The organism is Mesorhizobium sp. P160187 (assembly GCF_057766425.1).
Map to the genome: position 1 here is coordinate 707,040 of NZ_JBYMDX010000004.1, position 15,708 is coordinate 722,747.

Sequence of the window (15,708 nt, forward strand, 5' to 3'; positions counted from 1 at the left end):
TCATGGGGTATTCGGCGAAGCGATGCGGCTGTCTACCCTCGTGCCCGCATCGCCCTTGTTCTTGCACCGCACATTTGCGCAACAATGTTTGAAAATCAATAGTTTCTTAACCAAGCCTGCCGAATCGCTTGGATTAAGGTAAATTCCTAACCCTGTCCGATTGACTGGATAATCGGTGGTCTAGCCTACGCTGCCTTGGCGACGACCCGGTTGCGGCCGCCACTTTTGGCTTCGTAGAGCGCCACGTCGGCACGTTTCATCAACGCCGCGACCGTGTCCGCGCCCTTCAGAACCGATGACACGCCGACGCTGACCGTGACTTCGATCGCCTTGCCGTCAGGACCGATGGCAAACGGCAGCTGGGCGATTTCGGCGCGAATGCGCTCGGCAACCTTCTCCGCCACCGTGCCGTCCGTGTCCGGCATCACAACGACGAATTCCTCGCCGCCGAAGCGGCAGGCAAGGTCGATGCCCCTGACGTTCTTGCGCAGCCGCCTTGCGAACTCGCGCAGCACATCGTCGCCGCCATCATGGCCATGCGAGTCATTGACGGTCTTGAAGCGGTCGAGATCGGTGATCATCACCGACAGAGGCCGCCGCCGCGCCACGGCGCGGTCGAACAGCGTCTGCAGATGACTGTCGAGGTAGCGGCGGTTGTGCAGCCCGGTCAATGCGTCGGTCACCGCCATCTCGATGGTCTGGGCGACGCTGGCGCGCAGCTGATCGTTATAGCGCTTGCGCCGCACCTGGGTACGCAGCCGCGCCGTCAGCTCCTGCTGGTCGATCGGCCGCATCAGATAGTCGTTGATGCCGAGTTCGAGGCCTCTGATGATGCGGCCCTCCTCGCCTTCGTCGGCAATCAGGATGATCGGCAGGAAGCGGGTGCGGTCGAGCGAACGCAATTGCGAACACAACCGCAGCGGATCGAAATCGGTAAAGCCGGTCGAGATCAGCACGCACTCATAGGGCGCCTCGGCGGCCTGGAAGAAGCCGGCATGCGGATCGGTGGCAATGTCGAGCTCGGCGCTGCCGCGCAGCATGTTCTGGATGCGCTCAACCGACGATTTGCGCTCGTCGATCAACAGCACCTTCGGCGTGGCGTCCTCCGACGCGAAGCTGCGGCTCAACAGCGCCTCGATGCCGATGTTGCGGGTGGTCGATGCGCGCAGCCGCAGCTCGTCGGTCAGCGACTTCAGCCTGACCAGGCTCTTCACCCGCGTCATCAGTTGCAGATCGTTGACCGGCTTGGTGAGAAAGTCGTCGGCGCCTGCCTCGAGGCCGCGCACCCGGTCGGCAACATGGCCCAGCGCGGTCACCATGACCACCGGTATATGCGCGGTCGCCGGATCGCTTTTCAGCCGCTTGCAGACCTCGAACCCGTCCATGCCGGGCATCATCACGTCGAGCAGCACGACATCGACCTTGCCGTTTTCGCAGGTCTCGATCGCGTCCGGCCCGTTGGAGGCCGTCAACACCTCGAAATATTCGGCCAGCAGCCGAACCTCGAGAAGTTTGACATTGGCAGGGATGTCGTCGACGACGAGGATCCGCGCGGTCATGTCACAAGGCTCCGGCTGAAGGCATCAGGCATCACCGAGATAGGATTTGATGGTCTCGATGAAACGCGGCACCGAGATCGGCTTGGAGATGTAGGCCTCGCAACCGCCCTGGCGAATGCGTTCCTCGTCGCCCTTCATGGCGAAGGCGGTGACGGCGATGACCGGAATGGAATGGAGGTCGTCGTCCTCCTTCAGCCATTTCGTCACTTCCAGCCCCGACACTTCGGGCAGCTGGATGTCCATCAGGATCAGGTCGGGCCTGTGCTGGCGCGCCAGATCGAGCGCCTCGAGCCCGTTGCGCGTGCGAACCGTTTCATAACCGCTGGCTTCGATGAGGTCGCGAAAGAGCTTCATATTGAGCTCGTTGTCCTCGACGATCATGACCTTCTTAGGCATCGATTTCCCGTCCCGGCCAGGCTTCTGCCCGAAGCCCTGCCGCTATCCGCCCTTGTCGAAGCACACCAAACCCTCGCTCACTCTTAAGGCAATATGATTGACGAAATGGAAACCCGAAGCGGCAAAAGCCATTCGGATTCCACCTCGAAAACCACATTGGATCGGGGCTGTGGCTTGCCGCAGGCGACGCTTGCGATTACTGCGGAAAAGAGACTCATTTCCGCAACGAGAAAGTAGTGATGGCAAACGCAGCGTCAATGCGCGAGGAAGCGGAAACCATTGCCGTGAAGGCACTGGGCTTCGTCGCCGCCGACCCCGAACTCCTGCCGCGCTTCCTGGCCATCACCGGCATCGAGGCGTCCGCCATCCGCCGCGCCGCGGCCGAACCGGGATTCCTTGCCGGCGTGCTGCAGTTCATCCTCGCCCACGAGCCGACCTTGCTGCGCTTTGCCGAGGAAACCGACACTCCGCCGGCCTCAGTCGGCAAGGCGTTGCGCGCGCTGCCTCTTGGCGACGACCATGAGCATTCGATATGAGCGACGATCCCGAGACGGCACGCCAGATCGCCGAACTTGCAGCCGACGACCGGCCTCTGCTGATCCTCGATGTCGACGATGTCGTGCTCGAATTCATCCGGCCGTTTCCGCATTTCCTGAAATCGCGCGGCTTCGGCCTGACCCTGGCCTCCTTCCGTCTCACCGGCAACATTGCCGAAACGGCGAGCGGCCGGCTGATCGAACAGCCGGAGGTGACGGCACTTCTCGGAGATTTCTTCGATACGCAGGCCGACTGGCAGAGCGTTACCGACGGTGCCGAACAAGCGCTTGCCAGCCTCAGCGACCGCGTCGAGATCGTCCTTTTGACCGCCATGCCGCACCGGCATCGCGCCGCCCGCCGCGCCCATCTCGATGCGCTCGGTCTGCCCTATCCCCTGTTGACCACCGAAATGGCCAAGGGACCGGCGGTGGCCAAGTTGCGTGGTAGCAAAGGCCGGCCGGTAGCCTTTGTCGACGACCAGCCCACCAATCTCATCTCGGCACGCAACTCGGTTGCCGAAGCCCATCTCTTCCACCTGATGGCCGACAATTCGCTCCGCGCCTTCCTGCCGCCGGTGCCGGACGACATCATCTCCGTCGAGGACTGGCACGAGGCCGCGCCGAAGATCGCGAGCGCGCTCGGGCTCTGAGTTAGTCGCCTCTGAGTCCAGCGCTCAGGGCTTCGTTGCTGTCCCAGGGCTCGCATCCTGATCGGTGTTGTCTTCCACGACCGGATCAGGCCCCTTCAGCATGGCGCCGTTGACCGTCACCGACCCGTCGTGCCTGGCGTTGATCACCCATTCGATACGACCGCCCGGCAGCGTCTTGGCGAATCCCTTGATGGCAAGCGCCCCTGTGAAAGCCTGCGACGCTTGCGGGTCGGTCTTCGCCGCCTCCTGCAGGCTTGCCACGATCTCGTCGTAGCCGGTGACGTCGATGGTCACGTTGGCATCGGGCTTCTTGTCGGGGAAGGTCATTTCGCCTTCCATGGCGACCTCTATGTCGCCATTCTTGACCGTGCTGTGTCCAAGCACGAACTTTGGTGTCTTGGCCAGGAAATTGGCGGAAATCTGATCGCCGAAATCTGCCGGAAGCGGTGGATCCTTACTGAAATCGAGGGTTTCTATGGTTTTCCGAGCCATACTGTCGAGATCGATGTTGGCGCCGCCGAAATTCAGGTCGAGATCCGTCGGCAGCAACGCAACGGTCCAACTGGGCAGCATCTGCTGCGGTATTGTCAGGCCGGAAACCTTGAATGCGTAGCTGATCTTGCCGTCCTTGGTGATGCCGTCCATGCCGACAACGGTGTTCAGCTGCGCCGCGCCGAAATTGCCGGCATATGTTTCAATGGCAAGGTTTTTGAATGCGTAGGTCCCATCGATCCGTTCCCATAGCGGCAGCGCACCGAGCAGAAGCGTTTTGAACTCTGCTTGATCGGCCTTCAGCCGGGCCTCGTCCTCATGGGCGACGGCGAACGCCAAAAGATCCAGAAGCGGCTTGGTCTGAATGGCCTTAGCGGTCACGTTCACAGCGAGCTCCGGTGCCCGGAGCGCTGCGATTGACCGGTCATCGATTTTGACCGTTTCGACGAAGTCCGCCATCGCCTGTGTGAAATTAAGATCGACGCCGCCGTTGGCCGACTTGCTGGCGTCAAATTTGGAAGAGCCCAGCCCCACGCTCAAATCGGTCAATTGACTGACTTGGCGCGACGTCATCGTCATGCCTGCAATCGAACTGGTGCCGCTGGTAAATGCCGCCAGTTCCGGGTCATAGACGCCCGTGAACTTGCCATCCTTGACAACGATTTGCCCGGTGTTCAGGCCATTTGGGCCATTTACCTCGATGGACCCAGTCGTAGAGAAATCCGAGGCGACTTCCCAGCCTCCGTCGCTGCGCGGTTTGACCCGCAGCGTGACGGGCGGGAAATCGAACCGCTTCAGATCCTGCTTCGGCATCTTCGCCACAAGCGCCTTCACATCGAAGGTGATCTTGTAGGCACCCTCCTCGGCTGAGATCTTCAAAATGCCTTCATTGAGCGCCTGTTTGCCGACATAGCGAGAGAGCTCATCGGAAAGTTGCTTGGCACCTTGGGCATCGACAGCCTGGCCAAAGGCAGGAGCGCTGAGGGCGAGAAGGAAAGCAAGCGGCAAGACACGGTTCACAAAATTCTCCATTTGACCAAAAAGGAACGCTTCGTTCGTCTGCTATGAAACCAACCTACAGCTTCCACAGGACATCAACAAACGCCGACGTAATTAGACTACAACACCAGCCGCATCAGCGGCCGTCCGGCCTTGCGTTCGACAAGCCGCTCGAAGCCGGCCTTTTCAAACACACGCGACGAGCCGACGAACAGCCCGATCGAACGCGAATCGCGCGACACGTCGATCGGACACGCCTCGACCAGCCGCGCCTTGTTCTGGCGGGCAAAAGCGATGCCGCCCTCGACCAGGCGGTGGCTGACGCCCCGGCCGCGCGCGCTGGCGCGGATGAAGAAGCAGGAGATGGCCCAGACGCCGGGATCTACGGCGTCCGTTGGATCGACCGGCGCCGAGCCCCGGCCCCGATTGTTCCATTCGGGCACGTCGGCGCGTGGACCGATCTGCATCCAGCCGACCGCCTGGCCGTCCTCGAAGGCCAAAAGCCCCGGCGGCGGCCCGGCCTCGATACGCGCCTTGATATGATCCTTGTTGCGCTGCTTGTCGCTGGCCCGTCGGACCGCCGGCGCCATCCGGAAATGCGTGCACCAGCAGCCGTAACAGGCGCCCTGCTTGCCGAAAAGATCCTCGAAATCCGCCCATAGGTCAGGCGCCAGCGGCGCTATGGTGGTGCTCATGAGTTCTCTCCCGGCTAACCGCTTGTGGCGGCTTCCGTCCTGACGTACCATTGCATCTGTTCTCTTTATGTTCGCAGCGATGGCGGCCCCTGTCAACAATCCCGAGCACGGTTTTTGCCGCGACTGCCTGACCTTTCAGCGCAGCGATACCAGGCGCTGTGAGCGTTGCGGCAGCCCTCGACTCACCCGCCATCCCGAGCTCTACCAGCTGCATCTGGCGCATATCGATTGCGACGCCTTCTATGCGGCGATCGAAAAGCGCGACAATCCGGCGCTGAAGGACAAGCCGCTGATCATCGGCGGCGGCAAGCGCGGCGTTGTCTCCACCGCCTGCTACATCGCCCGCATCAAGGGGGTGCGCTCGGCAATGCCGATGTTCAAGGCGCTCGAAGCCTGTCCGGAAGCGGTCGTCATCCCGCCCAATATGGAGAAATACGTCCGCGTCGGCCGCGATGTCCGCGCCTTTATGCAGGCGCTCACGCCGCTGGTCGAACCGCTCTCCATCGATGAGGCGTTTCTCGACCTTGCCGGCACCGAGCGCCTGCACGGCATGCCGCCGGCGGTTGTGCTGGCGCGCTTTGCGCAGACCGTCGAAAAGGAAATCGGCATCACCGTTTCGGCCGGCCTTTCCTACTGCAAGTTCCTGGCCAAGGTTGCCTCCGATTTCCGCAAGCCGCGCGGCTTTTCGGTGATCGGCGAAGCCGAGGCGCTGGGTTTCCTGGCCGAACAGCCGGTGACGCTGATCTGGGGCGTCGGCAAGGCTTTTGCCGCAACGCTCGAACGCGACGGCATCCGCAGCATCGCCCAGTTGCAGCGCATGGAGCGCGCCGATCTTATGCGCCGCTATGGCGTGATGGGCACCCGGCTCTACCATCTCTCGCGCGGCCAGGACGACCGCCGTGTCGATCCCGACCAGGATGCGAAAAGTGTGTCGGCCGAAACCACTTTCGACACCGACATAGCTGAAATGGGCGAACTGGTTCCAGTGCTGAGGGGATTGTCGGAAAAGGTCTCGGCGCGGCTGAAGAAGTCAGGCATTGCCGGGCGCACCGTGGTGCTGAAGCTGAAGACGCAGGATTTCAAGCTGCGTACCCGCAACCGCCAGCTCGGCGACCCGACCCGGCTGGCCGACCGCATTTTCCAGACCGGGCTCGAGCTGTTGCGCAAGGAGGCGGACGGGACAAAGTACCGGCTGCTTGGCATCGGTGTCAGCGATCTCTCGGATGACGAGAAGGCCGATCCGCCCGATCTCGTCGACGTCGGCTCGCGCAAGCGCGCCATGGCCGAAAGCGCCATCGATACGCTGCGCGACAAGTTCGGCAAGAAGGCGGTGGAAACCGGCTACACCTTCGGTAAAGGCCGCAACGCCAACCCGCCGGAGCCGATCGAGGAGTGAGACGGCTTAGATACGCTTGAGATCGATGCGGCTCGTCACCACGTTCTTGCCGGTTTTCGGATCGACGTCGGTAACGGTCAATCGCATTCCGTCGCCGCTGGTTTTCTCGACCGTCAACCGCGCCTTGCGATCACCATTGACCTCCGCCGCCCAGCGAATGCCGAGACTGATCGCGTTGCCGGAGCGGCTGCCGGCGAGCTGTGCCGGCCCGGTGCGCGACCCGACATAGACGCCTGTATACGTCGCCCCGCGGGCCTTCAGATTGGCGCTGATGGCGCGCGTCACCACGACAAGACCACGGCAATTGCCGTCAAGCGACAATGAGCTCGAGGTCGCGTCTGAATTGAAGGTGCAGGACACATTCATCGTCGGTGCGTCGGTGGTGACCTTGACTGTCCCCTTGCCGGAGAAATTCCCTTGCAAGGAGCTGAGAAAATTCGCCTCGTCGGCATGGGCCGCGGCGCTTGCAGTTAGCAGGCAGCCGGCTAGCAGAAACCGCGCGAATGATTTCATCGGAACCTTTCCCCCGTTGATGTTGAAGAAACGATGCGTCCAGCAATTGGCCAATACCGGGAACCAACGCCTGCCGTTGCGTCAGGTTCCACTTCCAGCATGGCTGTTTTGCAACGGTCTGGCCCAGTCGAATGCGTCGCCTAACGGTTGCGATAGAAGTCCCGGCTTGCGACATAGCGCCTATGGCACCTTCCCCATCGATCCCCAAAGCCGCGTTCTGGATGGCGCTGTCGATCGCCTCGTTTCTGGCGATGTCAGTCGCCGGCCGCGCAACCACCGCCGAGCTCAACGTCTTCCAGGTGCTGGAACTGCGCTCGGTAATCGGCTTCTTCATCCTGTTGCCGCTGGTGATGATGAGCGGCGGATTCGCCGCAATGCTCACGCAGCGCCCGTTGGCCCATATCGCTCGCAATGTCATCCACTATACGGGCCAGGCGGCATGGCTCTATGCGCTGACGCTGATCCCGCTTGCGGTGCTCATATCGATCGAATTCACCACACCGATCTGGACCGCGATCCTGGCGGTGACCTTTCTTGGCGAAAGGCTCTCCCGCCCGAAAATTGCGGCGGTCGTGCTTGGCCTGATCGGCGTGGTGGTCATCGTTCGCCCCGGCGTCGGCTCCATGGATCCGGGTCACCTCGTCGTTCTCGGCGCGGCCGTGTGCTTTGGCGTATCGGTGGTGTTGGTCAAGTCGCTGACCCGCACGGACAGCGTCGTGCGCATCATCTTCTGGATGCTGATCATCCAGTCGGTGGTCGGCCTGATCCCGGCGCTTTATGGATGGCGCAACCCACCGCTCGAACTCTGGCCATGGATCCTGCTGATTGCCTTCACCGGCATGTCGTCGCATTTCTGCATGGCGCGTGCCCTCACCTATGCCGACGCTACGGTGATTTCACCGATGGATTTCCTGCGCGTGCCGCTGTCGGCGCTGATCGGCTGGCTGCTCTACAGCGAGCAGATCGACATCTTTACAGCCGGCGGCGCCCTGCTGATCCTGATGGGCAACCTGCTCAACCTGCAGCGCAAGGCGCCAAAGCCGGCCGAGGTCGCGGCCTCGTAGCGGTCGGTCAATTCCCCTCATCCGGTATGTTGAGAAGATGCCCGCAGGCCTTGCAGTGCACGGCGTCCGGCTCATGCCGTTGCAGTCCGCATTGCGGACAGGGAAAGAACACCTTGGCGGGTCGAAAAATCGCCGTCGCCAGTCTGACGAACAGCGAGATGCCGATGATCATGGTGGCGATCGCGGTCAGCTTGCCGGCGATCCCCGGCAGCACGATGTCGCCGAAACCGGTGGTCGTCACCGTGGCAACGGTGAAATACAGCGCATCAATGTAGTTTTCGAGGCCGGCGCCGGTGCGGAAGAAGAAGGTGTAGACGAAGCCGGTGATGACGAACAGGAACGTCAACAGGTTGATGACCGCGTGGCTCGCCTCGCGCCAGGGCCTCAAGCCACGCATTTCGAAATGCCGCCACAGCGACCCGCTGCGCGACAGCGACCACAGCCGCAGGATGCGCAGGAACGCCAGATTTGCCAGCGCCGTCGGCATCAGCAGCGTCAAAAGGATGAAGACATCGACCCAGGATGTCGGCTGTTTCATCAGCCGCAACATGTCGTTGGAGGCTAACAGCCGGGCAATCAGGTCGGCGGCGACCAATGCGGCGACGGTATAGTCGAGCCACAGGAATGACGGCTTGTCCTGGAGCACCGGCGTGGCAACGAAGAAGGCGATGATGGCGAGGTCGATGATGACCGCCGCCAGTTGAAACCGGAACGCCACCGGCGTGCGCCCGTGATAGAGCTTGCGCAGCCTGTCACGCAGCCGCGCCATCGCTGAGTTTTGCTGCAATCCGTCCTTCTCGGCTGCCTTCATCACAAGTGCGTAACGGTCCCAGCCGGGGCCGTCTAGAGCATGATCCCAAAAAGTGGGTGCCGGTTTTGGAAAAGATCATGCTCCAACAAAGGGTTAGATCATGATGAGATTTCAACCAAATCTCATCATGACCTGACCCGGTGATCGTCACCCCTCCACCACCTTGCCGTCCGGCCCCACGAGGCGCCAGGCCGAGGCGTTGTCGTAGACGAACCGCTCCTCCGCAATCCGGTCACCATGCCAGCGCTGCAGGGCCACCTCTTCCAGCCGGCGCACGGTGCCGGCCTTGTCGACACGGTCGAAGGTCCAGCGTATGGCGACATTGTCGCCATCGACCAGGAATGTCTGGACAGGATGGGTGTGCATCTTCTCGATCCGGTCGAGTGCTGCCTGCTCATGCGCCATCAGTGTTTCCTTGCCGCGCCGCGGGACGCCGAGATTTTCCTGCATGGTGGCATCGTCATGGTAGAAGTCGGCGATCGCCTTGACGTGGCAGCCTTCGACCACCTCCTTGAGGAAGGCTTCGACGCGTTCGCGGCTGGGCATGATTGTGCGTTCCTGTGAAGTTTCTGCTCAACGCATGTGGTTCAAAGGAAGGTCAGTTCAACCACGCCCCGCACGCTGGCCCTATCGGCTGCAATGTCAGGCCCAGAGCATCTTTAGGCCGTCATGCACTGGCCGACGTCGATGCGACTGCCGTGTATATCAGCGCAGCCTAGACGAGCTCGACCTCGACCACCCCCGGCACCGCGCGCATGGCCGACGCGATTTGCGGCGAGATGCGGTAGCGGTTGGGCAATTCGATCTCGATCTCGCCTTGGCCGGCCTCCTTGATCAGCACGAAGCTGACCTGGCCTTCGCCCTTCACCGCCAGTTGGCCGGCCAGCATGCCGATCGGAGCCGCATCGCGCACGAAGATGCGCAGCGCCTTCTGGATGCGGCTGGCCTCATCCTCCAGCGACTGCACCGTCTGGATGCGCAGATTGACCCCTTCGGGCCTATCCTCGGCCGAAACGGTGATCACCACCGAACGTCCGGGCTCGAGCAGATCGCGATACTGCGCCAACCCTTCCGAAAACAGCACGGCTTCATATTGGCCAGATGTGTCGGAAAAGGCGATGACGCCCATCTTGTTGCCGGTTCGGGTCTTGCGCTCCTGCTTGGTGGTGACGGTGCCGGCGAGCCGGCCCGCGGCGGCACCGCGTTTGACCGCAGCCGAGAACTCGCCCCAGTTTTGCACGCGCATCTTCTGCAGGGCCGCCTTGTACTCGTCGAGCGGATGCGCCGAAAGATAGAAGCCGACGACCTGGAATTCACGGTGCAGCCGGTCGGCGGCAAGCCACGGATCGGTCTGCGGCAAATTGAGCGCCTGCTGCTGCGCGCCGAGCGACGCGCCGAAAATGTCGTGCTGGCCCGAAATGGCATTCTGCTGCGCCAGCGAAGCCAGCCCCATCATCCGTTCGACGCCGGCCATCATCTGGGCGCGGTCGTGGCCGAAGCAGTCGAGCGCGCCGGCCATGATCAGGCTTTCGAAGACGCGCTTGCCGACGATCTTGGGATCGACCCTTTCACAGAAATCGGCGAGATTCTTGAACGGCTTTTCGCCGCGCATGGCGACGATGTGCTCGACCGCAGCGTCGCCGACGCCCTTGAGGGCCGCCAGCGAATAATAGATGCGGTTCTCGCCGACCTCGAAATTGCGGAAGCTGGTCATCGCCGACGGCGCCACCACCTCGATGCCGAGACGCAGCGCATCCTGGCGGAAATCGGCGAGTTTGTCGGTATTGCCCATGTCGAGCGTCATCGACGCCGCCAGGAACTCGACGGGGTAATGCGCCTTGAGATAGGCGGTCTGGTAGGACACGACGGCGTAGGCGGCCGCGTGCGATTTGTTGAAGCCGTAGTCGGCGAACTTGGCCAGAAGGTCGAAGATGAAGTCGGCCTGCGGCTTGCCGACGCCGCGTTCGACCGCACCGGTGACGAAACGCTCGCGCTGCTTGTCCATTTCGGCGCGGATCTTCTTGCCCATCGCGCGACGCAGCAGATCGGCTTCGCCGAGCGAATAGCCCGACAGTTCCTGCGCGATCTGCATCACCTGTTCCTGGTAGACGATGACGCCTTGCGTCTCCTTCACCAGATGGTCGATTTTGGGATGGATCGAGGCCATCTCCTCCTCGCCATGTTTTCTGGCATTGTAGGTCGGGATGTTCTCCATCGGGCCGGGACGGTAGAGCGCCACCAGCGCGATGATGTCCTCGATGCAGTCGGGCCGCATGCCGATCAGCGCCTTGCGCATGCCGGCACTTTCCACCTGGAACACACCGACCACTTCGCCGCGCGACAGCATGGCGTAGGTTTCAGGATCGTCGAGCGGGATCGTCGCCAGGTCGATCTCGATGCCGCGCCGGCGGATCAGCTTCACCGCCGTCTCCAGCACCGTCAGCGTCTTCAGGCCGAGGAAGTCGAATTTTACCAGCCCGGCCTGCTCGACATATTTCATGTTGAACTGGGTGACCGGCATGTCGGAGCGCGGATCGCGGTACATCGGCACCAGTTCCGACAAGGGCCGGTCGCCGATGACGATGCCGGCGGCGTGCGTCGAAGCGTGGCGGTAGAGCCCTTCCAGCTTTTGCGCCATATCGAGCAGCGTCTGCACGATCGGCTCCTTCTCGGCCTCCTCGGCAAAGCGCGGCTCGTTGGCGATGGCATCCGCCAGCTTGACCGGATTGGCCGGGTTCTGCGGCACCATCTTGGAGAGCTTGTCGACTTGGCCGTAAGGCATTTGCAGCACGCGGCCGACGTCGCGCAGCACCGCGCGCGCCTGCAGCGTACCGAAGGTGATGATTTGTCCCACCTGGTCGCGGCCATATTTCTGCTGGACGTAGCGGATGACCTCTTCGCGCCGATCCTGGCAGAAGTCGATGTCGAAGTCGGGCATCGACACGCGGTCCGGATTGAGGAAGCGCTCGAACAGCAGCGAGAAGCGCAGCGGATCGATATCGGTGATGGTGGTGGAATAAGCGACCAGCGATCCGGCGCCCGAACCACGGCCCGGCCCGACCGGAATGCCTTGCGCCTTCGCCCATTTGATGAAGTCGGCCACGATCAGGAAGTAACCGGGAAATTTCATCTTCTCGATGATGGAGAGCTCGAAATCGAGCCGCTCGCGGTATTGTTCGACCGTGTAGCCGGCGGTGGGTCCATGCGCCGCCAGCCGGGCCTCCAGCCCCTCATGCGCCTGCCGGCGTAGCTCATCGGCCTCCGCTTTCAGCGCCACCTCATTGTCGGCGACATCGCCGCCGGTAAAGCGTGGCAGGATCGGATTGCGGGTCTTGGGATAATAGGAACAGCGCAGCGCGATCTCGACGGTGTTGTCGATCGCTTCCGGCAGGTCGGCGAACAGCCGCGCCATATCCGCCTGGCTGCGCAGGAAATTGTCCGAAGTCAGCCGGCGACGGTTGTCGGCGGCAACCACCGAACCCTCGGCAATGGCGATCAGAGCATCATGCGCGTCATAGTCGTCGCGGGCGGCGAAGAACGCCTCATTCGTGGCGACCAGCGGCAGATCATGGATATAGGCAAGATCGACCGATGATTTCTCGATGGCGCGGTCATAGCCGGAAACGCGGTCCAGTTCGACATAGAGCCGGTCGCCGAACAGCGCCTTGAGTGCCAGAAGCCGCGTCTCGGCAAGATCTCGGCGATCCTCCTTCAGCGCCCGGCCGATCGGGCCGCGCGGCCCGCCGCTGAGGCAGATCAGGCCATCGCTATGGCCTTCCAGCATTGCTGACGTCAGATGTACGGGCTCGCCCGGCGGCGTCTCCAGATAGACCTGGCTGACCAGCCTGACGAGGTTGCTATAGCCAACCTCGGTGGCGGCGAGCAGCACCACGGCGTTCATCTCCGGCCCGTGGCGGCGGCGGTCGCGCTGTGCGTCACTGGTCTCGCCGGAAAAGGCGAGATCGATCTGGCAGCCGATAATCGGCTGGATGCCTTCCTTCACCGCCTTCTGGGCGAACTCAAGCGCGCCGAACAGATTGTTTGTGTCGGTGACGGCGATTGCCGGGCACTCGTCCTTGACGGCATGACCGACAACGGCGGCGACCTGCAAGGCTCCCTCGAGCAGCGAATACGCCGAATGCACGCGCAGATGGATGAACCGCCGCGCCGGTGCCTCAGGGCGCGCAGCAGCGAGCGCTGCTTCGCGCTTCAGGGGATCGCGTGGAAGTTTGTCATCCGCCATGATGTATCAAATTGCTCGAAGGGCTTTGAGTCGATGGAGATGTATTGTCCCGGACCGGGCGATGCCAGTCCAGCACAAATGACCACCGACCACAGGCTTCCGTACCCAGCCGCTCGGCTCAGAGATTGTTCGAAATTCGCTCTGGCGAGTCATATGATGGTGGTTTCGAGAACCGGAGCGCAGCGGCCATTGGTCCGTGAGCACGGGAAGCGCAGAAACCGCCTTCAGATGGCCGCCGGAGTAGAATTTCCAAACAATCTCTAGGCGAACTCCATGATCACCGCATCCACAGCCAGGCTGTCACCCGGCTTGGCGTTGAGCTTCGACACGACAAGATCGCGGTCGGCGCGCAACACGTTTTCCATCTTCATCGCCTCGACCACGGCCAGCGTCTCGCCGGCCTTGACCTCCTGCCCCTCGGCAACCGCGATCGACACCACCAGGCCCGGCATCGGGCAAAGCAGCATCTTGGACGTGTCCGGCGCCACCTTTTCCGGCATCAGCCTTTCCAGTTCAGCCGTTCGCGGCAGCATGGCGCGCGCCGTCACCGACATGCCCTTCCAGGCGATGCGCAGGCCGTTCGGCAGCGGCCTGATCTGCGCCGTGACCTTGCGGGCACCGACAGTGCCGCGCCAGATGAGGTCGCCCGGCCGCCAGTCGGACGCCACGGTCAGCGCTTTGCCGCCATCGACCGACAGATCGATTTCCATCGGAATGGAGATCATGCCCTCGATGATCGAAGCCTGGAGATAGTCGTCGCCGAGCTTCACCACCCAATCGCGCTTGAGTGCGCCCGAATGCGGCGCCAGCCGCCCGCCCAGCCGGTCGAGCCGGTCGCGGCGCAGAAGCTCGACCGCGATGGCGATTGCCGCCAGCACCGCCTTCTCGTCCTCATTGGGTACGATCGGCGCGAAGCCGTCGGGATATTCCTCGGCAATGAAGCCCGTCGATATTCGCCCTTCGCGCCAGCGCGGGTGCTGCATCAGCGCGGCCAGAAACGGTATGTTGTGCTCGATGCCGTCGACGACGAAACTGTCCAGCGCTTCCGACATGGCGTCGATTGCCGCCAGCCGCGTCGGCGCCCAGGTGCAGAGCTTTGCCACCATCGGATCATAGAACATCGAAATCTCGGACCCCTCGGTGACGCCGGTGTCGTTGCGGATGACGATGTCGCCGAACGTGCCCTCCTCCGGCGGCCGATAGCGCGTCAACCGGCCGATCGAAGGCAGGAAATTGCGATAGGGATCCTCGGCATAGAGCCGGCTTTCCACCGCCCAGCCGTCCAGCGTGACGTCGTTCTGCTCGATCGCCAGCTTCTCGCCGGCGGCGATGCGGATCATCTGCTCGACCAGGTCGATGCCGGTAACAAGCTCCGTCACCGGATGCTCGACCTGCAATCGTGTATTCATTTCAAGGAAATAGAAGTTCTTTTCAGCATCGACGATGAACTCGACGGTGCCGGCGCTCTGGTAGTTGACCGCCTTGGCCAGCGCCACGGCCTGCTCGCCCATCACCTTGCGCGTCCTGGCATCGAGGAATGGCGACGGCGCCTCTTCCGCAACCTTCTGGTTCCGGCGCTGGATCGAGCATTCGCGCTCGCCGAGATAGAGGGCGGTGCCATGCGCGTCGGCCAGCACCTGGATTTCGATATGACGCGGATCGACGACGAACTTTTCGATGAAGACGCGGTCGTCGCCGAACGAGCTTTTCGCCTCCGAGCGCGCCCGGTCGAAGCCGTCGCGCACTTCCGACTGGCTCCAGGCAATGCGCATGCCTTTACCGCCGCCGCCGGCCGAGGCCTTGATCATCACGGGATAGCCGATCTCGCCGGCGATCTTTTCGGCATGGTCGGCATTTTCGATGACACCAAGCCAGCCGGGAACCGTCGACACCTCAGCGGCCTTGGCGAACTTCTTCGATTCGATCTTGTCGCCCATCACCTTGATAGCCTTGGGTTTCGGACCGATGAAGACAATGCCCTCAGCCTCAAGCGCTTCGCAGAAGGCGGCCCGCTCCGACAGAAATCCGTAGCCGGGATGCACGGCCTGCGCGCCCGTCTCCTTGCAGGCGGCGATGATCTTTTCAGGCAGAAGATAGCTTTGCGCGGCAGGCGATGGGCCGATATGCACGGCTTCGTCGGCCATTTCGACGTGCACGGCGTCGCGATCGGCGTCGGAATAGACCGCTACGGTGGCAATCCCCATCCTGCGCGCCGTCTTGATGACGCGGCAAGCAATCTCGCCGCGATTGGCGATCAGGATTTTCGTGAACATCGAAGGCGTTTCCTCGGTCTTTCGTCCTTCTTATGGGCTTCGGCAGCCGGGCTCAAGCACCGCCGGCAGCGCACCCATCAA

Annotated in this window: 13 protein-coding genes; 4 read left to right on the forward strand and 9 right to left on the reverse strand. The window is 62.3% G+C overall.

Annotation, left to right across the window (positions count from 1 at the left end):
* Nucleotides 1–185: 185 nt before the first annotated feature.
* Both AC3CCE_RS20505 and AC3CCE_RS20510 read right to left on the reverse strand, forming a co-directional pair.
* On the reverse strand, nucleotides 186–1,559 hold the full coding sequence (locus AC3CCE_RS20505) for a PleD family two-component system response regulator (RefSeq protein WP_352511632.1): 1,374 nt from the start codon (nucleotides 1,557–1,559) through the stop codon (nucleotides 186–188).
* Nucleotides 1,560–1,583: 24 nt separating this feature from the next.
* Complete coding sequence (locus AC3CCE_RS20510; protein ID WP_023667574.1) at nucleotides 1,584–1,955, reverse strand: response regulator; 372 nt, start codon at nucleotides 1,953–1,955, stop codon at nucleotides 1,584–1,586.
* A gap of 239 nt (nucleotides 1,956–2,194) precedes the next feature.
* On the opposite strand from AC3CCE_RS20510, the gene AC3CCE_RS20515 reads away from it, so the two are divergent.
* Both AC3CCE_RS20515 and AC3CCE_RS20520 read left to right on the forward strand, forming a co-directional pair.
* Nucleotides 2,195–2,491, forward strand: coding sequence for a DUF3572 domain-containing protein (locus AC3CCE_RS20515; RefSeq protein WP_352511634.1), 297 nt, complete (start codon nucleotides 2,195–2,197; stop codon nucleotides 2,489–2,491).
* A complete protein-coding gene (locus AC3CCE_RS20520; protein ID WP_352511636.1) occupies nucleotides 2,488–3,141 on the forward strand; it encodes a hypothetical protein in 654 nt (217 codons plus the stop codon). Before AC3CCE_RS20515 ends, AC3CCE_RS20520 begins: the two co-directional genes overlap by 4 nt.
* Before the next feature lie 24 nt (nucleotides 3,142–3,165).
* On the opposite strand, the gene AC3CCE_RS20525 is transcribed toward AC3CCE_RS20520, so the two are convergent.
* Together AC3CCE_RS20525 and AC3CCE_RS20530 are read right to left on the reverse strand one after the other, a co-directional pair.
* On the reverse strand, nucleotides 3,166–4,653 hold the full coding sequence (locus AC3CCE_RS20525; protein WP_352511638.1) for a hypothetical protein: 1,488 nt from the start codon (nucleotides 4,651–4,653) through the stop codon (nucleotides 3,166–3,168).
* 98 nt (nucleotides 4,654–4,751) lie between these two features.
* Nucleotides 4,752–5,327: a GNAT family N-acetyltransferase gene (locus AC3CCE_RS20530; protein ID WP_023681576.1), complete on the reverse strand. Its 576-nt coding sequence runs from the start codon at nucleotides 5,325–5,327 to the stop codon at nucleotides 4,752–4,754.
* A gap of 67 nt (nucleotides 5,328–5,394) precedes the next feature.
* Here AC3CCE_RS20530 and AC3CCE_RS20535 point away from each other — a divergent pair, with 67 nt between their 5' ends.
* Nucleotides 5,395–6,723, forward strand: coding sequence for a DNA polymerase IV (locus tag AC3CCE_RS20535; protein ID WP_352511640.1), 1,329 nt, complete (start codon nucleotides 5,395–5,397; stop codon nucleotides 6,721–6,723).
* A 6-nt stretch (nucleotides 6,724–6,729) separates the two neighbouring features.
* On the opposite strand, the gene AC3CCE_RS20540 is transcribed toward AC3CCE_RS20535, so the two are convergent.
* Nucleotides 6,730–7,236 carry a hypothetical protein gene (locus AC3CCE_RS20540; protein ID WP_023701193.1) on the reverse strand — a complete coding sequence of 169 codons (507 nt, stop codon included), beginning with the start codon at nucleotides 7,234–7,236 and terminating at the stop codon, nucleotides 6,730–6,732.
* Nucleotides 7,237–7,418: 182 nt separating this feature from the next.
* Between AC3CCE_RS20540 and AC3CCE_RS20545 the strand changes: the two genes are divergently transcribed.
* Nucleotides 7,419–8,300, forward strand: coding sequence for a DMT family transporter (locus AC3CCE_RS20545; RefSeq protein ID WP_352511644.1), 882 nt, complete (start codon nucleotides 7,419–7,421; stop codon nucleotides 8,298–8,300).
* Nucleotides 8,301–8,307: 7 nt separating this feature from the next.
* Here AC3CCE_RS20545 and AC3CCE_RS20550 read toward each other — a convergent pair whose 3' ends face one another.
* The 4 genes from AC3CCE_RS20550 to AC3CCE_RS20565 all read right to left on the reverse strand — a co-directional run bounded on the left by AC3CCE_RS20550 (nucleotide 8,308) and on the right by AC3CCE_RS20565 (nucleotide 15,627).
* Nucleotides 8,308–9,111 (reverse strand): potassium channel family protein, encoded by an 804-nt coding sequence (locus AC3CCE_RS20550; RefSeq protein ID WP_352511645.1) that lies wholly within the window; start codon nucleotides 9,109–9,111, stop codon nucleotides 8,308–8,310.
* A gap of 147 nt (nucleotides 9,112–9,258) precedes the next feature.
* On the reverse strand, nucleotides 9,259–9,657 hold the full coding sequence (locus AC3CCE_RS20555) for a nuclear transport factor 2 family protein (protein ID WP_352625721.1): 399 nt from the start codon (nucleotides 9,655–9,657) through the stop codon (nucleotides 9,259–9,261).
* Nucleotides 9,658–9,826: 169 nt separating this feature from the next.
* Complete coding sequence (dnaE, locus tag AC3CCE_RS20560) at nucleotides 9,827–13,354, reverse strand: DNA polymerase III subunit alpha (protein ID WP_352625719.1); 3,528 nt, start codon at nucleotides 13,352–13,354, stop codon at nucleotides 9,827–9,829.
* A 260-nt stretch (nucleotides 13,355–13,614) separates the two neighbouring features.
* Nucleotides 13,615–15,627 carry an acetyl-CoA carboxylase biotin carboxylase subunit gene (locus AC3CCE_RS20565; RefSeq protein WP_352625717.1) on the reverse strand — a complete coding sequence of 671 codons (2,013 nt, stop codon included), beginning with the start codon at nucleotides 15,625–15,627 and terminating at the stop codon, nucleotides 13,615–13,617.
* Nucleotides 15,628–15,708: the final 81 nt, after the last annotated feature.